Below are 24,807 nucleotides of genomic sequence, written 5' to 3'. Positions count from 1 at the left end.
TCATAAGGAGTGCCAAGCTGCTGTGATAAAATTCTCTGTGAACGGTATAGCCTGTCTGTTGCCTATTCAGCCGGGGAGATAAGCATTGTGTCAAAACCTGTCTTTATCCAGATTCTTGCCCGCCTGTAACCGACAAAACTAGAGCGCTTGGATCAGCTGTTTTTATGGTAAGATAGAGCTGTTTACAATTATGCTAAGAAGGGCAGGAACGCTCTGTATGAACAGAAAAATCGGGGTTAGGCTTATAAAATGCCTGGCGGCAGGTGCAGTGCTGGCTGTGTTGCTGCCACATGCTGTGGAGTGGGGGAACAATGTATATGCTGCGTCGGTCAAGCCAGCTCCATCCGTTTCGTCACAGCAGCTTCAAAATAAGCTCTTACAGGCAATGGCTACGCGGAGTGAAACGCTGACCTTTACATATCAAGGGCGGGTGAACGGTCTCAAGCAGCAGCTACAGACAGCCATCAAGCAGGCGATGGAGAGTGATCCGTATGTGAATTATACGATCAAAAGCTACGCATTCAGCTATACAGGCACAACCACGTCTGCCGAGGTTACGATTCGTCTGAGTTACCGGGAGACGAAGGAGCAGACCGCATATGTGGATAACACGGTTAAAGCTGTGCTGGGGGACATCATTACGAAGGGGATGACGGATCATGAGAAGGTGAAGGCCATTCATGACTGGATCGTGGTTCGTTTGAAATATGATGAAACCCAGCAAAAGTACACGGCATACGATGGCCTGAAAACCGGGAGCACGGTGTGTCAGGGCTATTCCTTGCTGGCCTACAAAATGCTAGAACGCTCCGGGATTACCAACCAGATTGTAGAGGGAAGAGCAGGGGGCCAGTTGCATGCATGGAATCTTGTTTTACTGGATGGACATTGGTACCACATGGATACGACATGGGATGATCCGACCCCGGATCGTGGCAACGAGGTAAGCACTTCGTATTATCTGCTGACTGATGCCGAAATGCGCCGGGATCACTCCTGGGTTAAACAGTATCCTCAGGCGAACACATCGTATCGGCAGACATTGTCGGGATTGGTCGCTGCGGGCGGACCCAAGGCTGCTGTGTACCAAAAGCTGTACAATAACCTGGAATATACGCTGCAAGATGGCAAGGGTCTGGTTAAATCATCCGCCGAAATCAAGGAGCAGGTTCGCAAAGAGATCAATAAGGGAGGGGCCACGCTTACCTTTGGCTATCAAGGGACAGAGCGAAGTCTCAAAGAAGATTTACAATCGTTGTATCAGCTCGGGTTAAAAACCATCTCCTATCAGATCACGGATTTAGGCAGCACCGGAAATCTCCGTGTAACTCTGAAATGGACCTGATCATTTTGCTGCAATATAAAAAGCTACATTTATAAGGGAGTATTTTATTCATATGCATAAGCGTTCCTTTACTTATCTGCTCGGCACGCAGACGATGTCGAATGCGGCAGATATTCTTTATATCATGGCACTGGTTTCTCTGGTGTTTCATGAAACGGATTCGATTTTTTCCTCTGTTCTCGTTCCGTTGTTGCGAATGGCCGCACAGATGATTAGCGGCTTTTTAGCACCGCTGATATTGGCCCGGTTCCAGCTTCCATTTATTCTGTTCGTTTCCCAATTTGGCCAACTGGCTTTCTTCGCTCTCCTGTTGGGGCATTTGTGGTCAGCGGGCACAAACCCGGTATGGGTGCTTGTGTTTACACTGGTAGCAGCGATGTCCTTTCTGGACGGTTGGACCACACCTGCACGTAATGCGCTGATTCCGCGCCTTGCGTCCGGGGAAGGGCTGATGCGGGCAAACAGTCTCGTATCGGTCAGCGATCAGACCGTGCAATTGGCTGGATGGGGGCTTAGCGGTGTACTGGTAGCCATGATAGGCTCGGAAAAAACACTGCTGGTGGCTTGTGGGCTATATTTGGTGGCCCTGATCTTTACCAGCTTGATCCGTGATCCGCTAGAGGGTAAAGCCCATTATTTACTGCAACCCGGAACTCGGGTGCAAAGCGGAGACGTACTGGCTTCAACATCCCCCGCACAGTTGGAAGATACACTGTATGGCCCGGAGTCGGAGAGTCCGGTGTTACCTCCCAAGCGCAAAAAGGAAATATTGCGTGAAGGCTGGAGCCTCATCGGAGCCAGCCGAAGGCTCAAGGCTCTTATTTTTATGGATATGATCGACCTGCTGGGTGGTTCGGTTTGGGTAGGAGCATTCACGCTTGCCTTCGCTCAGCAGGTGTTGCACAAAAGCGAGGCATGGTGGGGATACATTAATGCGGCGTATTTTGCAGGCGCGATTGGCGGCGGGATCATTGTTCTCGCTAGTGTCAAGTATTTGCAGCGCAGACTGCTGCCCGCGATGCTGGCAGGGATGGCTTGCTATGGACTGTTAACGGCTTGGTATGCGCTTAACACATTACCGCCGCTGACGCTGCTGATCGTGCTGTTGATGGGATTGCCTGCGGAAATGTCCGTCGTATCCCGCCGCACGATGATGCAAATGAGCGTATCTGTACACGATTTACCCAAGGTGCTGTCCGCACAGGCTACACTAACGAGCATGACGTTCTGCATATCACTATTGCTAATGGGCTGGATTGCAGATCATCTGGGCATCGTTAATTTGTATTTGTTTTCTGCACTGCTGACGTTGATTGCTGTGATTTATGGCATTTTAAGCCGTCGTGCCTTGTCTATGTCTTTGACAGCTCCGGTAGCTTCTTCTTCCGAATAACAGAAAAAAGCCCGTCTCCACATATCAGGTAGAAGATGCTGATGAACCTGATCCGATCCATAGGACCGTTCATCCGAATTTCCACCTGTATATGCCCGGAGACGGGCTTTTTTACTATTGTTTATTTACCGGAAGACGCATCCGGGTCCAAATCACACTCGTTGAGTGGAACGATTTTGGTACGCTTGATCCATTTGTAGCCGAGCCACAGAAGAAGGAACAGCGGCACACTCATATACGTAGCGATCATCGTTTTCCAGTCAATGGCTTGCCCGGTAAAGGCATCGGCACCTTGCCCGATAATCACGATGATACACAGTGCGAAGGCAAACAAGGGACCAAACGGGAACCAGCGGGCTTTGTACGGAAGCTCACTCAGACTGCGACCCTGTGCTGTAAAGGCACGGCGGAAACGATAATGGCTGACAGCAATACCAACCCATGTAATAAATCCGCACATCCCGGAAGCGTTTAGCAGCCAGTTGTAGACCACACCGTCCCCATACAGGGAGGCGAGGAAGGCCAGCATACCGACAGCGGTCGTGATCAGTAGTGCATTCATGGGAATGCCGCGCCGATTGATACGTCCGAGGAAACGGGGGGCTTTGCCTTCCCGTGCCAAAGCGTACAGTACACGTGTTGCCGCGTACATTCCGGAATTACCTGCCGACAATACAGAAGTTAAAATAACGGCGTTCATGACGGAGGCGGCAATGGCAAGCCCCGCTTTTTCAAATACCAGTGTGAACGGGCTGACCCCGATGTCACTGATATCTCCCCGCAGCAAATTCGGATTGGTGTACGGAATAATCAAGCCAATGACGAGAATCGCCAGAATATAAAAGAACAGGATACGCCAAAAGATTTGACGGATGGCGCGCGGCACATTTTCACGCGGATTTTCACTCTCTCCGGCGGCTACCCCGATCAGTTCGGTTCCCTGGAAGGAAAAGCCTGCGGCCATGAACACACCCAATACAGCGAAAAATCCGCCGTGGAACGGGGCATCGCCCACAGTAAAGTTAGCGAAGCCAATCGCTGGACCTCCCATAATGCCGAAGATCATCAGCACACCCACGGTCAGGAAGATAACCACGGTCACAATTTTAATCATGGCGAACCAGTATTCGGATTCACCGTAGCCTTTGACCGTCAGCGCGTTCAGCGCGAAGATCACGGCTAGAAATAACAAACTCCACCAGGCGGAGTGACTTTCGGGAAACCAGTATTTGATCAGCACGGTCGCTGCTGCCAACTCGGCGGCAATTGTCACGGCCCAGTTGTACCAGAAGTTCCAGCCCATGGCGAAACCAAAGGCCGGATCGACGAAGCGGCCAGCATAGGTATTAAAAGAGCCGGATTCAGGCATAAACGTAGCCAACTCACCGAGGCTGGTCATCAGGAAGTAAACCATGAGGCCGACCGCTGCATAAGCCAGCAAGGCCCCTCCGGGTCCGGCTTCTGCAACCGCGCCTCCACTGGCGAGGAACAGGCCTGTTCCGATGGAGCCCCCGAGGGCGATCATCGTCATATGCCGGGCTTTGAGACTTTTCCGCAAGGTTGCGGCAGGTGTTGCTTTGTGTTGCACGTTCAAACACTCCTTCATGAAATGGTATTTCATGTCAGGGCAAGAGCCTGAAGGAGGGGGATTACAAACGTCAAAAGACCGCAGGGAATACGCCTGCGGACTTGTCTATGCATTCCGCACCATACCTTCTTCTATAACAAGATAGCTCAACACACGTGTCTGTGTTAGGACATCGCGTGACAGTTCTGCTCCTTTCGGTCAGCAGCCCCAGCATTCGGAGTATTACAAAGAGTCGGCTCCGCATACTTCGGCGGGTGTACCTTTCCACAGGAATCACAGACGGCTCTTGGCGTCTCCTCCGGTGTACTGATTACATCCGCGACCTCTACCTCATCATAAAACAGGGTTGATGAGGTGTATGACATGATATGTTATTGTATAGCAAACTAAAGTATAGCGTACCTGTACATCTTCTGACAATCGACAATTTTTTGAAGGTCCAGTCCTAAAATCATAAATCAAGAGTTGCGTTTGGCCATCTGCTGCCAAACCGTACCTGCGGCTTGCTCGCCTGACTCAATGCGCTCCAGCGCCATTTTGGCCTGTAGACTGACCTCGAATTCGGGGTCATCTACAGCCTTCTCCAGCGCGTCACGCGCGTCCTCGGTGCCGACCTCGTACAAAAAACGGGCAGCCCGCCAGCGAACCAGCTTGCTGTTATCCGACAAGGCTCCGATCATAGCTCCGGTAGCCGCCGGGTCGCCGATATCCGACAGCGTATCGCCCGCCGTACGGCGTACGGCCGCTGAAGGATCACGCAGCGCCTCAAACAGCAGCTCCATCGCCTCCGGTGTGCGCAGATCGCCCAAATAGACGACCCCCAGCCGCCGTAGCTGCATTTTGTCGTCATGCAGCGCTTGGCGGATGAGTGGCAAATGCTCGGGCGTCGGCTCCAGCCGATCCAGCGCGGCGTAGCGGGTACGCCAATCCTCGTGCTGTAGGGCCTGCTCCAGCTCGGCATCACTCCATTCGCGGCGTTCCTCCACGAATTCGCTGTTGTCCGCGCCGTGGGCAATCGCCTGCTGGATAATCTGCTCCAGCCGCTCCTGCGGAAAGGCTGCCTCCAGCTCCTGCTCCACCTCGCGCGCGATATCCGGTAGCTCTCCATAGCGGACGCCGTAATCGCTCAGCTTGCGCTCCTTGATCAGCGTCGCGCTGGCTACCCGGGTTACGGCCTGCACGAAACGGTCGGACAAGGAAATCCGTTCCTCCTGCTGGCCCGCCTTGACCCGGATTTGCATCGGAATGCCCCGGAAAAATTGCACAAACACCTGTGCCTCACCAAACGCTTCCCCGGAGGTTTCCTCCGGCAATTCCCAATTGGCGTCTGCGCCTTCCTCGCCTAGCTGGTCCCGAACCTGACCCAGAATGGTGGACCAATCTGCGTTCCCTTTGCGGTCAAGGGCTACAAAATCCGTCGTATGAAACACGCTTTTGACTCCTTCAATGCCCAGCATACGCCGGATAAAGGGGGGAGCGGAGCGTTCATTATCCCGTGTATATGTTCTGCGAATGCCCGCTTCCAGCCGTTCATCCAGATGCAGCATCATGGTGTTCGGACTGGGAGTTGGCTCGATAGATGTTATTTTCATAGCGCGGTACAGCCTCCTATTCAAAAGTTCTCCATATATAGCTTATCTGTATTGTACCTCATTCCACGAATGTCTCCAAAGAGAGAGTTCGTCATTTTGATGAAAATACAATGATAAATCTCACACTAATGAGGCTAAAAAGTAGCTGCCCAGAACGATTGGACTGCACATAGCAATATCCAAAATGGAATCCTGCTAAATTTATAACGGCAGCATGGTTAAAAATAACAAAATTTAGCTAGACTAAGATGTGTTCTCCCCATGCTCCAAACGACGAGTAAAGGAGGCGTTCCCATGTTCCGCAAGCAGGAAAGGACGCTCATTATTGTGTGTATTGTGATAGCGGCTATTATGCTGTACGCAGTCATTAAAAGTATAGCCCGCCTGACTCCCTAGATCATAATCCAAAGGAATATATGCAGGTGTTTTCTGTTTAAAATGTGAAATGAAGGAGTGAGTACCATTTGTCTTCACTGGACCCCGTATTACTAAGCCGGATGTTGACCGGAATTACCCTGTTTGTTCATATTGTATTTGCATCCATTGGCGTTGGCGTACCTTTGATGATTGCGCTCGCGGAATGGCGCGGGCTGCGAACTGGTGATCCGCACTATACGCTGTTGGCCCGACGGTGGGCGCGGGGGTTTGTCATCACCGTTGCCGTAGGTGTCGTCACAGGTACTTCCATTGGATTGCAACTCAGCTTGCTTTGGCCTACCTTTATGAGGGTGGCTGGACAAGCGATTGCGCTGCCCCTGTTTTTGGAGACGTTTGCTTTTTTCATTGAAGCCATTTTTCTGGGTATCTACTTGTACACCTGGGATCGGTTTAAAAGCAAATATTTTCACCTGATGCTGCTTATTCCGGTAGCGATTGCCTCATCTGCATCAGCGGTTTTTATTACAACTGTGAACTCGTTCATGAACCAGCCTCAAGGCTTTACACTTAAAAATGGAGTCATGACAGATATTCATCCCATCCAGGCCATGCTGAATCCGGCCACGCCGACCAAAGTTTCTCATGTGCTGGCTTCCTCGTATACGTTGAGTGCTGGGCTGCTGATGGGATTAGCTGCCTATAGTATGCTGCGGGGGCGCAACCACCCGTATTTCAAAAAAGCGCTGAAGCTGACCGCCACCTGCACCATTGTATTTGCCATCAGCACCGTGATGATCGGAGACGCTTCCGGTAAATTTCTGGCCAAATATCAGCCGGAAAAGCTGGCTGCTGCCGAATGGCATTTTGATACAATGACGCACGCTCCTTTCGTATATGGCGGTTATATGGACAAGAACGGAGACATCAAGTACGCCTTGAAAGTGCCTTATGCGCTTAGTGTTTTGGCCGGGAATCTGCCCAGTACAGAAGTTAAGGGTTTGAATGATTATCCTGTGGATCAGCGACCGCCGTTGTCTATCCACTATATGTTCGATCTCAAAATCACCACCGGGGTGCTGATTCTCGTCATTCCACTGTTGTATCTGATTCGCAAGCGTCTGCCAGGTCGTAAACCATACCCCAAATGGCTGCTGCTGGCGCTCATTCTGGTGGGGCCGATGGCTATGGTAGCCATTGAGCTGGGCTGGATGTTCGCGGAGGTTGGCAGGCAGCCGTGGATTTTGCGCGGCTATATGAAGGTGTCCGAAGCAGCGACCACCTCCACCAGTGTGGGATGGATGCTCGTGATGTTTATCATTTTGTATCTCGTGTTGTGCTTCTCAGCCATTAAGGTTCTCAGCAAGCTGTTCCGAAATAAAGATGCAGTGGAAGAACTAAAGCAGCTGGGTCTGGAAGGGGTTGAAGGGAAGTGAGCTATGAAATTGTCGGTATCGCCATTTTGTGGACCTTCCTGTTCGGTTATTTGATTGTGGCATCTATTGATTTTGGCGCAGGCTTTTTCAGCTTTTACAGTGTGCTGACAGGTCACCAGAACAAAATCCACAACATTATACAGCGGTATTTATCGCCGGTGTGGGAGGTAACGAACGTATTTCTCATTTTTTTCGTGGTGGGACTGAATGGTTTCTTCCCGGATGCGGCTTATTACTATGGCACAGCGTTGCTCGTTCCCGGCAGTATTGCCATTGTGCTTCTCGCGATCCGCGGGGTGTACTATGCGTACAACACGTATGGGCATTCCGGTACAAATAATATCGTCTACATGGCATTGTACGGCGCGACAGGGCTGCTCATTCCGGCGGCGCTGTCGACGGTTCTCGCCATTTCGGAAGGCGGTATTATTGTGGAGAACAGCACAGGTGTTCATCTGCGATGGGGTGAGTTATTAAGCAACTCCTATACGTGGGCGGTTATTTTCCTGGCGCTGGTGAGTGTGCTGTATATCTCGGCGATGTTTCTGTCCTATTATGCCAAAAGGGCAGGAGACAAGGTTGCTTTTGAAATCGTGCGCGGGTACGCGCTATTCTGGAGCGGTCCTACGATTGTGGCGAGTCTGCTCGCATTTTTTCAGATTAACAAACAAAATCCAGACCATTTCGCCAATATGCTGAATATGGCATGGATGTTTGTCGCCTCCTTCGTCTGCTTTGTCGGAGCTGTCTATCTGGTATGGCGGCGGCGTTATCTCGGAACCTCCTTTATTCTGGTCATGCTGCAATTTGCATTTGCTTGGTATGGTTATGGTCGCTCGCATTTGCCGTATGTTTTGTATCCCTACATTAATGTGCATCACAGCTTTACGAACTCCGCCATGGCGTATGCATTGATTACGGCGTTTAGTGCGGGGCTGCTGGTGCTCATCCCGTCACTGATCCTGATCTTGAGACTGTTCCTGTTCGATGCGGATTATGTGCGAGGACAAGCGGGGAAGAAAGGGTGAGTACAAATGGCTGCTTTCGAGCATTTTACGATCATGTATGAGTCGCCTATTATTATTGTGGTGGCGATTGTGTTTCTGTTTATGTACTCGGCACGCTTTAAAAATCCACAGGACTGACAGCAGCATCTGAGATGGCCCTTCCTGATTGATGGGGAGGGTCCATTTTTGCATGTAAAAGGCGGATTGAATTATACTTTACATACACCAGCATGTTGCATCATTGGATGTTCACACTCACGTGTAATATATAAATGAATTGAGCCGCTTCGAGCTTTTTGGAGAACGGGTCCATCAGGGGAGGAGTTACATCATGCCCAAAGTTCGTTTTAACAACATGGATCATGTCAATACGGATAAAACTCTCAAGCAATTCAGACAATGGCGGCAGGAGCGCCGCAGCAAAACGAAGGATTATACGTTCGTTGTTCCGAACCATCCCCCGGAGCTGGAATTTTTGCACAGTAACCGGGACACGACGACGGCGACCTGGGTAGGGCATTCAACCTTTTTCATTCAATATCTCGGACTGAACATCGTTACGGATCCGGTGTGGGCTGAGCGTATGGCTTTGGACAAAAGACTGGCTCCGCCCGGCATCCGCATTCAGGATGTACCGCCGTTGGACATCATTCTGCTGTCTCATTCGCATTATGATCATTTGCATATGGATTCGTTGCGCAAATTGTATCGTGCAGATACGCTGATGCTCGTACCTTCGGGGTTAAAGTCGAAAATGGTCCGCAAAGGCTTCCGTAACTGCCATGAGCTGAAATGGTGGGAGCATGTTACGGTAGGCGGGGTGCGGTTCACGTTTGTCCCGGCTCAGCATTGGACGCGGCGTACGCCGTTTGATACGAATACTTCGCATTGGGGTGGATATGTGCTGCAAAGTGAGCAGCAGGTGATCGGCTCTGCCACGTCCGTCACCGAATCGCATACTAATTCTATTTCAGATACAGCAGCTGCACCGACGTTGTACTTTGTGGGAGATACCGGGTATTTCCGCGGCTTCAAGGAGATTGGCGAGCGCTTTGACATTGACCTGACCTTTATGCCGATTGGCGCGTATGAGCCGGAATGGTTCATGACCTCGCAGCATGTGACACCGGAGGAGGCGTTGCAGGGGTTCGTGGATTGCGGCGCGGATCAGATGATCCCGATGCATTACGGAGCCTTTAAGCTGGCGGATGATACGCCGAGAGAGGCGCTGGATCGTCTCGAAGCGGAGCGTGAACGCTTGGGCATCGCCAAGGAGCGCATTCATATACTGGGACACGGTGAGACGCTGAAAATTCAAAGCCGCTGTTCAACTGCAATCTGAGAATTCCATATAAAAAGCGACTCTGCGGACAATGGTCTGCGGAGTCGCTTTTTATGGTTGGTTTGAATGAGTGACAAGGTGCGGGCAGACAAGTCTGTCGCTGTGTTACAGGTTTAGACCGCTTCGGTATCGTTCACCAGAAAGGAATCGGAATCGGTGTTGGTAATGGGATGCCGCACGATTTTGACTTCATAAAATGTAATTTTATTTTCTAAAATATAGTCCGGAATTTGGCGGTGGCTGTGTGATTCACGGAAGGCCTCGCTTTTGGTCCAGCCTTGGAAGTTTTCTTTTTCCTTCCAGCGTGTGCTAATCGTTACTTCCTCATAATCTTTTGTGTTTTCAGTGAGCAGTACCTCCAGACCGAGGAAGCCTTCCATTTTTTCCACTTTACCTTCTTTGTTAAAGCGTTCGATGAGCAGGTGGGCATTGCCCGGGGTGATTTTAGATGTGTTTGTAACAATAATCATATTAAATTCCTCCTGAATGATGTGGTATGGTCGGTATAATGACCGGATAGCCATCCTCAAATTTGATAGTAGCGTTCATTTCATAAATGTCGCGAAGAAAAGCAGACGTCAAAATCTGACGGGGTTCGCCAGCCATGGCGATTCGTCCCCTTTTAAGCGCAATCATATGATGACAATAGGCCGCAGCTTGCTGCAAATCATGCAGTACCATAACAATCGTTAAGCCGGACTCGTGATTAATACGCCTCAGCATATCCATAACCTCAAATTGATGGGCGATATCCAGAAAAGTGGTAGGTTCATCGAGCAAAAGAATGCCCGTTTGTTGGGCCAAAGCCATTGCAATTCGCGCTTTTTGTTGTTCACCTCCCGATAGAGTATGGAACATCCGATCCGCATAGGGCTTCATGCCTGTGATTTCCATGACATGGTCCACAATATGATGATCCTGTCCGGTATGCCGTGTCCTCAAGCCTTTGGCATGAGGGGATCTTCCGTAAGCGACCAGCTCACGAACCGTTAATAACGGCAGCATATCCTTCATTTGCGGCAGCATTGTAATCGTTTGGGCAAAATCACGCCGCCTGTACTCCTGCACGGGCTTGCCCAGTACAGAAACCTGTCCCTGATCCTGCCTGAGCAGCCGTGTAATAATCCGCAAAAGCGTGGATTTGCCCGAACCGTTGGGCCCGACAATTGCGGTGAGCTGTCCGGTGGGTAAGGTAATGTTTACATCGTCCAGCTTGAAATACCCGCGCTGCAAGGAGATATGCTCACCCTGAATGGCTGTCATCCGAAATTCCCCCGTTTCTTGAGCAGGATTAAGAAGAACGGCGCTCCGATGACGGCCAGCAAAATACCTACAGGCAGTTCAATCGGATCAAACCAGGACCGTGCCACCGTATCCGCCAGTACGACCAGTGTCCCGCCGCCCAGAATGGAAAGGGGAAGGAGGAAGCGATAATCCTCCCCGATCAGCAGGCGGATAACATGAGGAACGACCAGTCCTACAAAACCGATCAGCCCCGCTACACTGACTGCCGTACCGGCGAGCAGGGCAGAGAGCAAGATAATGAGCAGCCGCTGAAGCTCTACACGCTGTCCGAGCAGTTGCGCTGAATCGTCGCCCAGCAGCAGCAAATTGGCAGGCTTGATCGCAAACAGGGAGGCGATTAAGCCAATGATGGCGTAAGGCGCCATGAACTCCAGATGATGCCAGCTTCGTCCGTTCAATCCGCCGGATAGCCAAGGGAGAACCGCTTGCACGCGGTCGCTGTACATGACCATCACGCCGTTCATGACCGCGCCCAGCAGTGCGTTGATCGCAACACCCGCTAATACGATTTTGACGGGAGAGGCTCCCCGATCCCAAGCCAGCAGGTAAATTGCAACAGCAGTCAGGAAGGCTCCCGAAAAGGCAGTTACCGGAAGAAGGTAGCTAAGCTGTGGAAGCATGACCATCGTGATGACCGCAGCGAGTCCACCACCAGCCGATACACCAATAATGCCAGGATCAGCCAGTGGATTTTTCATGACTCCTTGAAGAAGTGCTCCCGCAGCTGCCAGACAGGCTCCTACGAGCAGACCCACTAATACTCTGGGCAGCCGGAGATCCATTAGGATCGTGCGATAGGTGGAGTCATCATGATGTAGCAAAACCTGATTGATTTCTCGTAGTGGAATCGACACCGATCCGTAAGCCAGGCCGTACACGGATACAGCTATCAGCAGGATCGGAAGCGTAATCCAGGCGATGGTGCGTCTTCTGGCGCGTTGTAGTTTGTTCATCGCTTATTTCGCCGGATACAGCTTTTGGTGCATCAAATCCAGTGCCTCAGTAACCCGTGTGCCCGGATTGGTTCCGAACAGATCGGAGGGTAATACCTCGACCTGATTGTTTTTGACCGCCTTGATTCCGCTCCAAGCTGCATTTTCCTGCATTTCCTTGATAAATGCGGCTTTGACCTCTTCCGTATTGCCGTGGGTCATAATCAGGATGTAGTCAGGATCGGCCTGTACGATGCGTTCCGTATTTAGCTGCGCGTATTGCGGGAAATTTTGCAGCCCCGGAAAATCAGCGGCAATATTAGCACCACCAGCCATTTCCAGAATATTTCCCCCTAATGAATTCGGCAATGCCGCCATATATGTGGCCGGGGCTCCGTAAACAAGCAGCACTTTAGGTTTGGAGGTAGAGGCTGTTTCCTTTTGTAATGTGGCTACCTGTTGGTCAATTTGCTGATTCAGCTTCACGGCCGGAGCCTGCTTGTGCAATAATTGCCCGAAGAGTGTAATTTGCGACTGAATATCTTGGACTGAATTGGCCCCTGTCAGCAGCAACTGCGAACCGACACCTTCAATAGCTGGAATATCTTTCTCATTCATAGGGTAATTGCCTAATACGACATCCGGTTTGAGCATCGTAATTTTCTCCAGATCGACCTCATGAGTAGAGCCTACTTGTTGAACGTTTTCAGCAGCAGGTACGACGGAAGGTCCATTCGAGTTGGGTCTGCCAACGGCTGTCCCGCCCAAAGCATATATGATATCCAGATCGCCATTGCTGAGCGCAATGATATGTTGAGGGACATCTTGGAACGCCAACGTCCGTTTTGAAAAATCAGTAACCTGAATTGTCGCATCGCTTGTTGTGCCGGAAGTGGTAGTTACAGATGCAGTGGTTGGTTTGTGATCTGCGGCCGGAGTACCATTACTACATCCGGTAACTGCCAATAAAAGCGCTGCGGATGACCACAACACATAAGATTTCATGTCATTCCTCCTGCGATTTTTAAGTTAAATAATAATGATAATCATTTTCATTTATGCATAAGAGAATGATAATGAATATCAATAGGAATTGTCAATTGAAAAAACCAAAATTTTAAATAATTTTTTTACTGAAATGGAGTAGATGGGATTCATGGTATAGAGGAAGGTATCCTAAATTTTTCTTAAAAAATAGCATATATCAAGGGGTTATGTACACGAAAATACATATTGACATTTTCGAAAAGTGTAAGATATATTGGTGATGGGTTCACTTGGTTTTGCGAATTTCTGGATGGGAAGGTGGGGAGGAAAAGCTCAGGAAGAGCTATTTTTTTAAAAATTCAATTGAGAATGATAATCAATTAACTTATATTCTCGTGGGGAGGGACTGCTGTCAAAATGAAGAAGGGTTATTCTGCAATGATTGCTGTGTTTCTGCTGGTCAGTGTGCTGAGCTTTTGGCCAACTTCATCATCTGTGGTAGCCGCTATGGCTTCTACAAAATTGGCGGATGGTACATACACGCTTAAATACAATATTCTCAAGGCCGAAAACGATTCTGTATCCATGGCTAATGATTATTTTGAGAAGCCAGCCAAGCTGTATGTGAAAAAAGGCCAAATGACCATGCAAATTAAGCTGAATCACAGCGAATGGACAACCGGGTTTAAAGTGGATTACAAAGGCAAAATTATCGACACAAAGGTCATTCACAAGGACACCAAAACCGATACCCGTACTGTACAATTTCCAATTACAACTGTGAACAGCCCGCTGATTTCTAAAATTCATGTTACCGTCCCTGCGTATAACTACGATCATGACTATACCATTCGCTTCGCTTTTGATTCCAAAAGTGTCAAAAAAGTAGCGGCCGTCCAGTCAACGAAATCAACCAAATCTTCTAAGAAGTAAATTCAAGCAATCTTATTGTTCATGAAATCAACATAAATTCAAGCATAAAAAATGGAGGAGTGTGTGTAGATATGAATATGGTAATGAATCGCTTTGAGCAGTTTTCTTTCAAAAAGGTACTCGTTGCATTGATCATGACAGCACTTGTTTTTGCAGTTATTGCTCCGTTCTCTGCTAAAGCGGCAGCAGCCGACGGCACGTATGCAGTAGACTATACCGTTCTGAAAGATCAAACGAATGAAACCTCCCGTCTGGATAGCTATTTAACGAAACCAGCTCAGGTTATTGTAGCTAATGGCAAAAATGTTGTTCGTTTGACTGTGAAAAGCAGCAATCTGATCACAACGTTCAAAGTGGAACAAAACGGTGTACTGCAAGATGCGACTGTGGTAAGCACTGATACTGCCAGCAACACTCGCGTAGTGGAATTCGAAGTTGCTGACCTGAATGCCAAAGTTAACGCTTATGCTGAAATCACGATTCCAGTCATTGGTTACACAGGCAAGTATGATGTACAACTGCAATTCGACGAAATCTAATCCACAATAAAACGTAAAAGGAGACTGAGAACATGAACATGATCATGAACCGTATGAATTTGAAAAAAGTAATGCTTACTGTATTGATGGCTGCTTTGGTATTTGTTGTACTAGCTCCGTTTTCTGCAAATAAAGCGAATGCTGCTTTGCCTAATGGTACGTATACCATTGATTACACAGTGTACAAAGATGGTACAACTTCACCTTCCTACATGGATACAGGCGGTTATGTGGCGAAGCCAGCTACCTTGATTGCTGCTAATGGTCAGTACAAGGTTAGAGTGACGATTACCAAAAGCGCTTGGGTCACTGAATTCAAAACACAACAAAATGGTCAATATGTGAATGCAACTGTAGTCAGCACATCCGGTGATACTAGAGTGGTTGAGTTTCCGGTGAGCGATTTGTCCGCGCTATTGAACGCTAAACTTCACGTAAGCGTGCCGAAAGAATATACTGGCGGTGTGCCATACGATCACGATTACATCGTTCAATTTGGTTTTGATGAGGATACGATTAATTAGTACAGAGACATTGTATTGATTTGAATACTCATTTGAAGCTCGGGAGAGCTTCAAATGAGTATATTTTAAGTAGGGGGATTAATACACTTGAAGAGGCAATTTAGAAAATACTTAATAATGTTAGCGACCTTTGCCATGCTGCTTTCGGTTGTGTTCCCGTCTGCACCAGTTGTATCTGCCGAAGATACTGTCACATCAACTGAATCTGGTGCGTCTGCTACTTCTGTGAGTGAGGATGTATATTCGACAGAACCAAGTATGGCGGAAACAACCCTGACAGAGAACGAAACGGCACCATCGGTAGGTGTGGTTTCAGTTGCAGAGGTACAGAGCCCCAGCGTCGTTCAGGACTCCAATAAATATTCAATTGAATATGCAGTGAAGAACAGAAAAACAGGCAACAATTCACCACAAGCTCTCTATTTTGTGAAACCAGCTACTTTTAAAGTAGAGTATAATGCGTCAGTCGGACAAGCTACGTATCATGTTTCTTTGAATATTGATAATCCAACAGAACCATTATTAACAGATTTTGAATTGAAACAAAATGGAGAAGGTATTTCTGCTCATGTTTCAGATTTGATCCAAACAGGAGACAAGTATAATCAAAGATCTGTAACATTTGACGTGTATGATTTAACTCAGAAAATTGATGTGGATTTTAATTTCAAAAATATAAAAAGAGAAAACTCGATTGAATTTGATCCATCTACAATAAAGGTTGCAGAGGAGACGACTCCGCCTGTAACATCGCCAGAACCCGAAGTTCCTTTACAACCAGGAAGCCTCGACTTCACGATTTTGACAGATAAATCGCAAAATGTTTCCGTTATGGACGGCTATGTTGTAAAACCAGCTAAACTGGTTCAAAAAGCGAACAAATGGTATGTTCAACTGACGATTAAAAACAGCAGTTGGATTCCATCTTTCCAAACAGAACAGAATGGAAAATATGAAGAAACGACTACGGTATCCACTGAGGGTGACCAACGTACAATCGAGTTTGAAGTAGGCAATCTGTCTAACAAAGTAAATGCTTATGCCCACATTATCGTGCCTGGGTTGGAATTGGGCGGAGTACCATACGATCATTGGTACAATGTTCAAATCCAGTTTAACGGCAGTGTTACCCCTGATCCGGGTTCTTCTCTGCAATTGGGAAGTATTGACTTCTCTGTTTTAAAGGATAAGTCGCAAGATATGTCCGTTATGGACGGCTATACTCTAAAGCCAGCTAAAGTGGTCCAAAAAGGAAACAAATGGTATGTTCAACTGACGATTAAAAACAGCAGTTGGATTCCTTCCTTCCAAACAGAGCAGAATGGAAAATATGAAGAAGCGGCTACGGTATCCACTGAGGGTGACCAACGCATAGTGGAGTTTGAAATAAGAAGTCTGTCTAACAAAGTAAATGCTTATACTCACGTTATCGTACCTGGTTTGGAATTGGGCGGAGTACCATACGATCATTGGTACAATGTTCAAATTCAATTTAACGGCAATGTTACCCCTGATCCGGGTACACCTTCGACTTTGGTAGATGGTACGTATTCCATTAACTTTGATGCGCTGCACGCAACCAAGGATCAAGTCTCTTCGATGGCACGGTACTTGGTGTCGCCAGCAACACTGACAGCGACGAAAGGTAAGTATGAAGTGTCCTTCCAGATCAAGGATAGCGCAACGATTACAAAGTTCAAAACCGAACAAAACGGAACATTAACGGACGTGGACATTGTGAGTGAGGATAAAGCATCCGATACTCGCATGGTGAAGTTCCCATTGGCTGATGTGGATGCCATTTTAAATGCGCAGGTTCATGTTAGTACCAGCTACAACGGAACCCCTTATGAAATGGACCATACGATCCGTCTCAAATTTGATAGAAATAGTGTAGCACTTAAAGATTCGACACCAACAAATCCAGGTACACCATCGACTTTGGCGGACGGCACATACTCCATCAACTTCGATGCATTGCATGCAACGAAAGATCAAAAATCATCAATGGCGCAATATTTGTTGTCTCCAGCAACGCTGACGGTATCAAAGGGTAAGTATGAAGCTTCCTTTACGATCAAAGACAGCGCCACGGTGACGGAGTTTAAAACGGAACAAAACGGAACGTTGACGGATTCAGATGTCGTAAATGTGGACAAGAAAGCGGACACTCGTGTTGTAAAGTTCAAAGTGGCAGACTTGGACGCTATTCTGAATGCGCAAGTTCATGTAAGTACCAGCTATAACGGAACCGTTTATGAGATGGACCATAAGATTCGTCTTCAATTTGATCGTAGCAGCATTGCAGTGAAAGGAACGGATGGCGGTACAACTCCTGGGACTGAGAACGGCAAATATAGCATTGATTTCTCCGTACTCAAAAATGGAAGCAATGAAATATCTGTAATGGATGGCTATATGCAAAAGCCAGCCACTCTGTTGAAGCAATCCGGCAAAAATTTGATCCAGATCAAAATGGACAAGAGCAGCTGGATTAAAACGTTCAAGGTAAACGGTGCAGAGGCTCAGGTTATTGATCAATCGACCTCGGCAGATACAAGAACCGTCCAATTTGAAGTCGCAGATTTATCGGATAAAGTTACAGTAAATACGCATGTCATTGTACCGGGTCTGGAACTGGGTGGCATCCCTTATGACCACGTATATGATGTGCAGTATCAATTCGAGCCTGCTACCATTCGCAGCTATGTCGAACCGTCCTCTACTGGAGCCGCAGATCCAATTGTGAAATTGGATTTTGACAAGCTCGTTAATGGTAAATATGTTTTGAAATTCAGTATTGTTTTAGCGGATGGAACAACAGGAGAGAATTCTCCGGCTCAACGCTTTATTGCCAATGAACCAGCGCAATTGGTCGTGGAAGGCGACAAACGGTTTGTAGGTCTGAAGCTGCAAAACAGTAACGAAGTGAAGGCATTGCGCATTTGGGATACGGCAAGCGGAGGCTACAAAGACGCAGAAGTGACCCAGGAAGATGCAGCAAGTAATACAAGGAACGTTCGTTTTAGCGTAAGCGACTTTAAGAACAACGTAGAAGGCCAATTGGTTGTTTACGAAGCTCCGAAGGTAGCGAGTGCTGCTCCGATGGTCTTCAAGGCTGAGGATCGAGTGGAGAAGGTATATGATTTTGAATTCAAATTCGATACTAGCGATGTAACATATTACAAAGATAAAAAGACAGACAAAGTAGAACAAGGGAAAAATAATTTAGCCGATGGAGAGTACACAGCGAACTTCCGTGTGCTGGCGAATGGAACGGACAAGGACTCTCTTGTGGCTCCTTTTGTACAGAGTCTGGCGAAGCTGATTGTGAAGAATGGTAAGGTGCAGGCTCATCTCACCGTGACGGACAATCAGGCTTTGAAGTTGTTCCAAACGGACTTTGAAGGCCGTTATGCCAATCCGACCGTTGTTGGTTCCGACACGAAAGGTGACACGCGCACCATCGCTTTTGAAGTGCCTGATCTGGATCAAAAGCTGAGCGTGTACACACAGGTATACTTGCCTGAGAAATTTATTGTGAATGAGAAGTTCGGCGGACAAATTCAATTTGACCGTGCATCGCTTAAAGGTGAGGGAGTCAATGCAGCTACAACCGCACCAGCTACTGAGCAGACAGCAGAAGCGCCAACACCTGTGGCTGAAACGGAACCTGTAGTGGAGCAAACAGCTCAAACAGTCACTTCCGAGAAGCAATACACGATCAATTACAACGTTTTTAAAGATAAAACAAGCGAAGCTTCCGTCATGGATGGGTACCTCGACAAGCCTGCTACATTGATTGAAAAGGGAGACAAGCGTTATATTCAAGTTACTTTGAAAAATAGCTCCTGGATGCCTGTTCTACAAGTGGAGCAGAATGGTAGCCTGAAAGATGTAGAGGTCATCTCGACATCTGGCGATACGCGTGTCGTTCAATTTGAAGCAGGGGACTTGTCTCAGAAAATCAGTGCCTACACACACGTCATTGTACCTGGTTTAGTTCTTGGCGGCGTGCCATATGATCACTGGTATACAGTTCAATTCCAGTTTGATGAAGCGAGTCTGAAAGCAAAATAATATCAGGTCGCAGTAGCATCAAACCTGCTCCAATAACAGAATAGCTTGTATGCAAGCAAGTCTTGGTGCCCTGGCATCAAGACTTGTCAGCATTTCATTACCCGAAAAGTTGAGGCTCAGGCTGCTTCTATATTTTGAATTGAGGTGATTTAGCTTTCATGAAACGATATACAGCTTTGGTACAAGGGAAATCGTTCTGCTTTTATATGCTGATGGGTCTGGTGGTTTTGTTGCTCGCCGGATGCTCGGGAGGGGCGACGGCCGAACAGAACGATCATGAAGGTGCGAAATCAGTGGCAACGTCCGGCGATAAAGCACAATCACGTATTGTTGCTACAACGGTAGCCATTACGGAAATTACGGATGCGCTGGGTCTGGATTTGGCAGGCAAGCCGACAAGCACGAAAGTGCTGCCTGATCGTTATAAGGATGTCCCTGATGTGGGCAATCCGATGAGTCCTGATATGGAAAAGGTGATGTCGTTGAAGCCGACAGACGTACTGTCGGTTACGACACTAAAATATGATCTGGAGCCTAAATTTAAAGATTTGAAGATCAATGCCGAATTTTTGAATTTTGAAAGTCTAGCCAACATGCAAAAAGAAATTCAAAAGCTGGGAGATACGTTCGGCAAAGCCGAAAAGGCAAAGGAGATTAATGGAGCTTTGGACGCTAAAGTAGCCGAGATTCAACAAAAGATCAAAGGGAAGAAATCCCCTAAAGTATTGATCTTGCTGGGAGTACCGGGAAGCTATCTGGTGGCTACCGAGCATTCCTACATTGGGGATCTGGTTAAAATTGCAGGCGGGACGAACGTAGTCCAGGGTGAGAAGGTTGAATTTATTGCCCACAATACAGAAGCTTTGCAACAGTCCAATCCGGATATTATTTTGCGTGCTGCACACGGGATGCCGGATGAAGTGGTCAAAATGTTCGACGAAGAGTTCAAAACTAACGATATTTGGAAACATTTTAACGCTGTGAAAAACGGACACGTCTATGATTTGCCGGAGCCGCTGTTTGGAACAACAGGAAATTTGGCGGTAAACTCGGCGCTGGATGAGCTAGTAAAAATGTTGTATCCTACGAATTAGAGGAAGCTGAAGACATGTCGAAAAAAGGTTGGAGCTTTATCGTTGTAATCGCCTTGCTCATCAGCGTCATTCTCTATTCAGCGATGACAGGCAGTCTCAAGGTGAATTTGAGTCAATTGGTGACCGGATTGTGGACAGGGACGGATGATCAGGTGAATGTGGTCAAGGATCTGAGACTACCGAGAATTATCGTAGCCGTGATGGCGGGAGCCACGCTTGCGGTGGCGGGTGTTTTACTGCAAGCCGTGATGAAAAACCCGCTGGCTGATGCCGGGGTTATCGGTATTTCTTCGGGGGCAGCTTTGGTTTCGCTGATTGCGGTTACGATCTTTCCGGCACTCTATTTCTGGATGCCCTTCTTTTCTTTTATCGGTGGAGCGCTGGCCTGTCTCATGGTTTACGGATTTTCATGGAAATCCGGCCTGCATCCGATCCGTTTGATCTTGATCGGGGTCGCTGTGAATGCGATTTTTTCGGGTCTCGGGCAATCGTTTAACTATCGGGGCAGTTACGCAGTCACCAGCATTAATCAGGTTACAACCTCAACCTTGTCCATGAAAAAATGGGTCGATGTCGAGGTTATTGTGACCTATGGCGGGATTGGGCTGATTTTAGCCATGCTCGTGTTTTCCTGGTGCAATTTTTTGTCGCTGCAAGATAAAACAGCTAAAAACCTGGGATTCAATGTGACGCGTGCGCGTCTTTTAATTTCTGTTATTGCTGTGCTGCTTGCAGCAACGGCTACAGCCATTGCTGGAGTTATTGCATTTATTGGCCTGCTCGTTCCGCATTGTGCCCGCTACTTGGTTGGTTCGGATCACAAATGGCTGATTCCGTTTTCCGCATTGTGCGGCGGTTTGTTGCTACTGCTCGCGGATACGCTGGGCCGGACGGTGCTTGCTCCCAATGAAATTCCGGCTTCCATTATTATGGCCGTCATTGGCGGGCCGTTCCTGATATTCCTGATCAGAAAGGCGGATCGCACCTATGGACATTAAGGATATTACCTTTTCATATGACCGGAAAACAGATCGTCTTCACGCCATCAATGCTGTCATTGAGCCGGGACGAATTACAACCATCATTGGTCCCAATGGCTGTGGTAAATCGACGCTGCTTAGCGTCATGTCGAACAATGCAACTCCCCGCCTGGGTCAGGTGATTTTGGACGGTAAAGAGATTGCCCGATACAAGCCCAAGGAACTGGCCCGTCAACTGGCGGTGGTTCATCAGCAGAATGAGGCACCCTCTGACCTGACCGTAGAAAAGCTAGTCAGCTTTGGAAGGCTTCCTCATAAGAACATGTTCACAGCGAGACGTGAGGAGGACGAGCAAGCGGTCGAATGGGCGATAGCCTGTACGAATCTGGAGGAACGCAGAACACGTACACTGGACCAGTTATCGGGGGGAGAACGGCAACGTGTATGGATTGCAATGGCCTTGGCACAACGGACGCCGATTTTATTTTTAGATGAGCCGACCACCTATCTGGATATGTACTACCAGCTTGAAATTTTGGAACTCATCCGGCAGTTAAATCAGGAACACGGTCTGACGATCGTAATGGTGCTGCATGATATCAATCAGGCTATTCGTTATAGCGACGTTATGATTGCCATGAAGGAAGGGCGCATTATAACGAACGGTCCGCCCGCCGAGGTCGTCACATCCGATATGATTCAGGCAGTCTATGGCGTGGAAGTAGCCGTAAGACATGACGCTGAGGCGGGGATGTATCTTATTCCGATTGGTGTGGGAGCTTCCGCAGATTCTTCCATACGTTTACCAGCACAGGGAGTGTAGATATTGTCTGCTGAATAGCTCGTCTGTCTCCTGGTGGCATCGAATTTGGAAACAAGAAAAAATGGTTCTGACCCGCGTTTTTGTCAGGAGACAATCGTGGGGACGGAAGCATTTTTTATTTTATTTTCAGAATATTGACGGAGGTTTCAGGGTTGTTCGGTTGACACACGGTTCGAATCCGATCCGTTGTGTGTTATACTATTGCCGTCGGTAATTTTGTGATTAGCACTTTACTAATGATAAGGATGGTATGCTCATATGATCAGTACAAGCGGCGTAACGCTTCGTTATGGTAAACGCCCACTTTTTGAAGACGTAAATATCAAATTTACTCCTGGGAACTGCTACGGCCTGATTGGGGCGAATGGCGCGGGCAAATCTACCTTTTTGAAAATTCTTTCCGGTGAAATCGAAGCCAATTCAGGCGAGGTTCACATGACACCGGGCGAACGGATGGCAGTGCTCAAGCAGAACCATTACGAATACGATGAATTTCCGGTTCTGGAAACCGTTATTATGGGCCATACGCGTCTGTATGAAATCATGAAGGAAAAAGATACACTGTACGCTAAATCGGAATTCACAGAGGCAGACGGCCTGCGTGCCGGCGAGCTTGAAGGTGAATTTGCGGAGCTGAACGGATGGGATGCCGAGCCAGATGCGGCTTCCTTGCTGATCGGTCTTGGTATTCCGCGTGATCTGCATGACAAGAACATGTCTGAGCTGAGCGGTAATGACAAGGTACGTGTTTTGCTGGCTCAAGCGTTGTTTGGTCGTCCGAACAACTTGCTGCTCGATGAGCCTACCAACCATTTGGACCTCGAATCCATTCAATGGCTGGAAAATTTCTTGATGGACTATGAAGGCACCGTCATCGTCGTATCCCATGATCGTCACTTCCTGAACAAGGTATGTACACATATTGCGGATATTGATTTTGGCAAAATCCAGATGTACGTCGGCAACTACGACTTCTGGTATGAGTCCAGCCAGCTTGCGCTTGCCTTGACTCGTGATGCCAACAAGAAAAAGGAAGAGAAGATCAAGGAACTGCAAGCCTTTATTCAGCGCTTTTCCGCGAATGCTTCCAAGTCCAAACAGGCTACTTCACGTAAAAAACAATTGGATAAAATTACGCTGGACGATATTCGTCCGTCGAACCGTAAATATCCGTTCCTGAACTTCAAGCCCGAACGCGAAGCGGGCAAACAGCTGTTGACGGTAGACCGTCTCAGCAAATCCATTGAAGGCGAGCAAGTGCTGAATGAGTTCAGTCTGGTTGTGAACAAAGGCGATAAAATCGCGTTTGTCGGCCCGAACGGCTTGCCTAAATCAACGCTCTTTCAGGTATTGATGAACGAAACTGAAGCGGATAGCGGTGAATTCTCTTGGGGGATTACCACCACTCAGGCTTATTTCCCGAAAGACAATTCCACCTATTTTGAAGGTGTGGATATGAATCTCGTGGAATGGCTGCGCCAATATTCCAAGGATCAGGACGAAACGTTCCTGCGTGGCTTCCTGGGACGTATGCTTTTCTCAGGTGAAGAAGCGCTCAAAAAAGCAAGCGTGCTGTCCGGGGGCGAGAAGGTTCGCTGTATGCTGGCCAAGATGATGCTGAATGGCGCCAATGTGCTGCTGCTGGATGAACCGACCAATCACTTGGATCTGGAATCCATTACAGCGCTGAACAATGGTCTGATCGACTTTGACGGTACCCTATTGTTCACATCGCATGACCATCAGTTCATTCAAACCATTGCAAACCGCATCGTGGAAATTACGCCGAACGGTGTAATCGACCGTACGATGAGCTATGATGAATACTTGGAAAACGATGAAATCACGAAATTGCGTGAAAGTATGTATCCAGTAGAAAACGTCTAAAACCAGCTAACCTTCAGTAAATCGATAAACAAAAAAGAGGAGCTCCTTCAGGCCATTGATGATGGCGGGGAGACTCCTCTTTTTCGTTTGGGCCATTACCCATGGCTACACCGTCAGGGCTACAGGCGAATTAATTCTGCCTGAGTCCGGTGCGGTATAGCCTAATGGGTTGGCTTATGATCCGCCTGTACGACGACGTTGGTTGTTCGGCTTCTTCGTATTTTGGCTTTTCAGTGTTTTGGCGGAACCGCCTTGAAAGCCGCCCTGCTGTGAAGCGCCGGACTGCTGTTTTTTTTGTGCCAGCTTTTCTCGAATGGCATCTGCGAGATTAACTTTACGTGGTTCATTAGCATCGCTCATAAATAAATTCCTCCTGTTGCCGCCAAATTCAAGTCAATCATGCTGGATTGAAGGAAAACGCGGCTGTGTCCCCATTTTATACGTTTTTAAAAGATGGGACAAGGGTAACAATGATAACATGACAACGGGGCGAACCGGAAGAGGGGAAGCCTATTTTTTGCATAAAGGAAAAAATGTTTTATAAACCCCACAGGGATGGGGCTTGGCAATACTTTTTCGTTGTTCCTACAGCGATGCGGAGCGGAAAGACTGTTTCTCTAGACCCACACAAACATGGTCTGTTAT

The 24,807-nt window shown here is 48.0% G+C and carries 20 protein-coding genes and 1 riboswitch; of the genes, 13 read left to right on the top strand and 7 right to left on the bottom strand.

The genetic code is table 11. The features are described 5' to 3' along the window. Positions 1 to 217 precede the first annotated feature (217 nt). Entirely contained in the window at positions 218 to 1,345 is a 1,128-nt protein-coding gene (locus NST83_RS20975) for a transglutaminase domain-containing protein (protein WP_342415546.1), read from the top strand. 52 nt (positions 1,346 to 1,397) lie between these two features. After that, complete coding sequence (locus NST83_RS20970) at positions 1,398 to 2,738, top strand: MFS transporter (protein ID WP_342415545.1); 1,341 nt, start codon at positions 1,398 to 1,400, stop codon at positions 2,736 to 2,738. A gap of 121 nt (positions 2,739 to 2,859) precedes the next feature. On the opposite strand, the gene NST83_RS20965 is transcribed toward NST83_RS20970, so the two are convergent. Next, positions 2,860 to 4,326: an amino acid permease gene (locus NST83_RS20965; protein ID WP_342415544.1), complete on the bottom strand. Its 1,467-nt coding sequence runs from the start codon at positions 4,324 to 4,326 to the stop codon at positions 2,860 to 2,862. 134 nt (positions 4,327 to 4,460) lie between these two features. Beyond that, positions 4,461 to 4,662, bottom strand: a riboswitch (Lysine riboswitch). A 122-nt stretch (positions 4,663 to 4,784) separates the two neighbouring features. Beyond that, positions 4,785 to 5,918 (bottom strand): virulence factor, encoded by a 1,134-nt coding sequence (locus NST83_RS20960; RefSeq protein WP_342415543.1) that lies wholly within the window; start codon positions 5,916 to 5,918, stop codon positions 4,785 to 4,787. A gap of 464 nt (positions 5,919 to 6,382) precedes the next feature. Here NST83_RS20960 and NST83_RS20955 point away from each other — a divergent pair, with 464 nt between their 5' ends. From NST83_RS20955 to NST83_RS20945, 3 genes are all read left to right on the top strand, one after another. Next, positions 6,383 to 7,729, top strand: coding sequence for a cytochrome ubiquinol oxidase subunit I (locus NST83_RS20955; RefSeq protein WP_342415542.1), 1,347 nt, complete (start codon positions 6,383 to 6,385; stop codon positions 7,727 to 7,729). Further along, positions 7,726 to 8,757 carry a cytochrome d ubiquinol oxidase subunit II gene (locus tag NST83_RS20950; protein ID WP_342415541.1) on the top strand — a complete coding sequence of 344 codons (1,032 nt, stop codon included), beginning with the start codon at positions 7,726 to 7,728 and terminating at the stop codon, positions 8,755 to 8,757. Before NST83_RS20955 ends, NST83_RS20950 begins: the two co-directional genes overlap by 4 nt. Before the next feature lie 310 nt (positions 8,758 to 9,067). Then, positions 9,068 to 10,078: an MBL fold metallo-hydrolase gene (locus tag NST83_RS20945; RefSeq protein ID WP_342415540.1), complete on the top strand. Its 1,011-nt coding sequence runs from the start codon at positions 9,068 to 9,070 to the stop codon at positions 10,076 to 10,078. Positions 10,079 to 10,191: 113 nt separating this feature from the next. Here the strand turns inward: NST83_RS20945 and isdG are convergent, their stop codons facing one another. From isdG to NST83_RS20925, 4 genes are read right to left on the bottom strand one after another with little or no spacing between them, the layout of a single operon-like run. Further along, a complete protein-coding gene (gene isdG, locus NST83_RS20940) occupies positions 10,192 to 10,548 on the bottom strand; it encodes a heme oxygenase (protein WP_283653308.1) in 357 nt (118 codons plus the stop codon). 1 nt (position 10,549) lies between these two features. Continuing rightward, positions 10,550 to 11,341: an ABC transporter ATP-binding protein gene (locus tag NST83_RS20935; RefSeq protein ID WP_342415539.1), complete on the bottom strand. Its 792-nt coding sequence runs from the start codon at positions 11,339 to 11,341 to the stop codon at positions 10,550 to 10,552. Continuing rightward, positions 11,338 to 12,336 carry an iron ABC transporter permease gene (locus NST83_RS20930; RefSeq protein WP_342415538.1) on the bottom strand — a complete coding sequence of 333 codons (999 nt, stop codon included), beginning with the start codon at positions 12,334 to 12,336 and terminating at the stop codon, positions 11,338 to 11,340. The genes NST83_RS20935 and NST83_RS20930 overlap by 4 nt, the downstream gene beginning before the upstream one ends. 3 nt (positions 12,337 to 12,339) lie before the next feature. Continuing rightward, the gene (locus tag NST83_RS20925; protein WP_342415537.1) at positions 12,340 to 13,320 is read right to left on the bottom strand and encodes an ABC transporter substrate-binding protein; all 981 of its coding nucleotides are present in this window, start codon (positions 13,318 to 13,320) and stop codon (positions 12,340 to 12,342) included. A 399-nt stretch (positions 13,321 to 13,719) separates the two neighbouring features. Between NST83_RS20925 and isdC the strand changes: the two genes are divergently transcribed. The 8 genes from isdC to NST83_RS20885 all read left to right on the top strand — a co-directional run bounded on the left by isdC (position 13,720) and on the right by NST83_RS20885 (position 24,162). After that, positions 13,720 to 14,235: a heme uptake protein IsdC gene (isdC, locus tag NST83_RS20920; RefSeq protein WP_342415536.1), complete on the top strand. Its 516-nt coding sequence runs from the start codon at positions 13,720 to 13,722 to the stop codon at positions 14,233 to 14,235. Between the two features lie 71 nt (positions 14,236 to 14,306). Further along, a complete protein-coding gene (locus NST83_RS20915; protein WP_342415535.1) occupies positions 14,307 to 14,774 on the top strand; it encodes an NEAT domain-containing protein in 468 nt (155 codons plus the stop codon). A gap of 32 nt (positions 14,775 to 14,806) precedes the next feature. Next, positions 14,807 to 15,298: an NEAT domain-containing protein gene (locus tag NST83_RS20910; RefSeq protein ID WP_342415534.1), complete on the top strand. Its 492-nt coding sequence runs from the start codon at positions 14,807 to 14,809 to the stop codon at positions 15,296 to 15,298. A gap of 87 nt (positions 15,299 to 15,385) precedes the next feature. Next, positions 15,386 to 19,378, top strand: a complete 3,993-nt coding sequence (locus tag NST83_RS20905; protein ID WP_342415533.1) for an NEAT domain-containing protein — start codon at positions 15,386 to 15,388, stop codon at positions 19,376 to 19,378. Between the two features lie 158 nt (positions 19,379 to 19,536). Further along, a complete protein-coding gene (isdE, locus tag NST83_RS20900; RefSeq protein ID WP_342415532.1) occupies positions 19,537 to 20,472 on the top strand; it encodes a heme ABC transporter substrate-binding protein IsdE in 936 nt (311 codons plus the stop codon). 14 nt (positions 20,473 to 20,486) lie between these two features. Further along, on the top strand, positions 20,487 to 21,470 hold the full coding sequence (locus NST83_RS20895) for an iron ABC transporter permease (RefSeq protein WP_342415531.1): 984 nt from the start codon (positions 20,487 to 20,489) through the stop codon (positions 21,468 to 21,470). Further along, positions 21,460 to 22,275: an ABC transporter ATP-binding protein gene (locus NST83_RS20890; protein WP_342415530.1), complete on the top strand. Its 816-nt coding sequence runs from the start codon at positions 21,460 to 21,462 to the stop codon at positions 22,273 to 22,275. The genes NST83_RS20895 and NST83_RS20890 overlap by 11 nt, the downstream gene beginning before the upstream one ends. A 258-nt stretch (positions 22,276 to 22,533) precedes the next feature. Further along, complete coding sequence (locus NST83_RS20885) at positions 22,534 to 24,162, top strand: ATP-binding cassette domain-containing protein (protein WP_137060266.1); 1,629 nt, start codon at positions 22,534 to 22,536, stop codon at positions 24,160 to 24,162. 174 nt (positions 24,163 to 24,336) lie between these two features. Here the strand turns inward: NST83_RS20885 and NST83_RS20880 are convergent, their stop codons facing one another. Further along, positions 24,337 to 24,522, bottom strand: a complete 186-nt coding sequence (locus NST83_RS20880) for a hypothetical protein (protein ID WP_013311941.1) — start codon at positions 24,520 to 24,522, stop codon at positions 24,337 to 24,339. Positions 24,523 to 24,807: the final 285 nt, after the last annotated feature.

The organism is Paenibacillus sp. FSL R10-2782, assembly GCF_038592985.1.
Classification (GTDB): Bacteria; Bacillota; Bacilli; order Paenibacillales; family Paenibacillaceae; genus Paenibacillus; species Paenibacillus terrae_C.
Note: the sequence above shows the minus strand (reverse complement) of the source record. Positions and strands in the feature narration are given on the sequence as shown.

Excerpts from the sequence above, each read along its gene's own strand:
- NST83_RS20925 (WP_342415537.1), bottom strand. The coding sequence starts at position 13,320 with ATGAAATCTTATGTGTTGTGGTCATCCGCAGCGCTTTTATTGGCAGTT.
- NST83_RS20945 (WP_342415540.1), top strand. The coding sequence starts at position 9,068 with ATGCCCAAAGTTCGTTTTAACAACATGGATCATGTCAATACGGATAAA.
- NST83_RS20930 (WP_342415538.1), bottom strand. The coding sequence starts at position 12,336 with ATGAACAAACTACAACGCGCCAGAAGACGCACCATCGCCTGGATTACG.
- NST83_RS20970 (WP_342415545.1), top strand. The coding sequence starts at position 1,398 with ATGCATAAGCGTTCCTTTACTTATCTGCTCGGCACGCAGACGATGTCG.
- NST83_RS20885 (WP_137060266.1), top strand. The coding sequence starts at position 22,534 with ATGATCAGTACAAGCGGCGTAACGCTTCGTTATGGTAAACGCCCACTT.
- NST83_RS20935 (WP_342415539.1), bottom strand. The coding sequence starts at position 11,341 with ATGACAGCCATTCAGGGTGAGCATATCTCCTTGCAGCGCGGGTATTTC.
- NST83_RS20960 (WP_342415543.1), bottom strand. The coding sequence starts at position 5,918 with ATGAAAATAACATCTATCGAGCCAACTCCCAGTCCGAACACCATGATG.
- NST83_RS20890 (WP_342415530.1), top strand. The coding sequence starts at position 21,460 with ATGGACATTAAGGATATTACCTTTTCATATGACCGGAAAACAGATCGT.
- isdE (WP_342415532.1), top strand. The coding sequence starts at position 19,537 with ATGAAACGATATACAGCTTTGGTACAAGGGAAATCGTTCTGCTTTTAT.
- isdC (WP_342415536.1), top strand. The coding sequence starts at position 13,720 with ATGAAGAAGGGTTATTCTGCAATGATTGCTGTGTTTCTGCTGGTCAGT.
- NST83_RS20910 (WP_342415534.1), top strand. The coding sequence starts at position 14,807 with ATGAACATGATCATGAACCGTATGAATTTGAAAAAAGTAATGCTTACT.
- NST83_RS20895 (WP_342415531.1), top strand. The coding sequence starts at position 20,487 with ATGTCGAAAAAAGGTTGGAGCTTTATCGTTGTAATCGCCTTGCTCATC.
- NST83_RS20880 (WP_013311941.1), bottom strand. The coding sequence starts at position 24,522 with ATGAGCGATGCTAATGAACCACGTAAAGTTAATCTCGCAGATGCCATT.
- NST83_RS20975 (WP_342415546.1), top strand. The coding sequence starts at position 218 with ATGAACAGAAAAATCGGGGTTAGGCTTATAAAATGCCTGGCGGCAGGT.
- NST83_RS20915 (WP_342415535.1), top strand. The coding sequence starts at position 14,307 with ATGAATATGGTAATGAATCGCTTTGAGCAGTTTTCTTTCAAAAAGGTA.
- isdG (WP_283653308.1), bottom strand. The coding sequence starts at position 10,548 with ATGATTATTGTTACAAACACATCTAAAATCACCCCGGGCAATGCCCAC.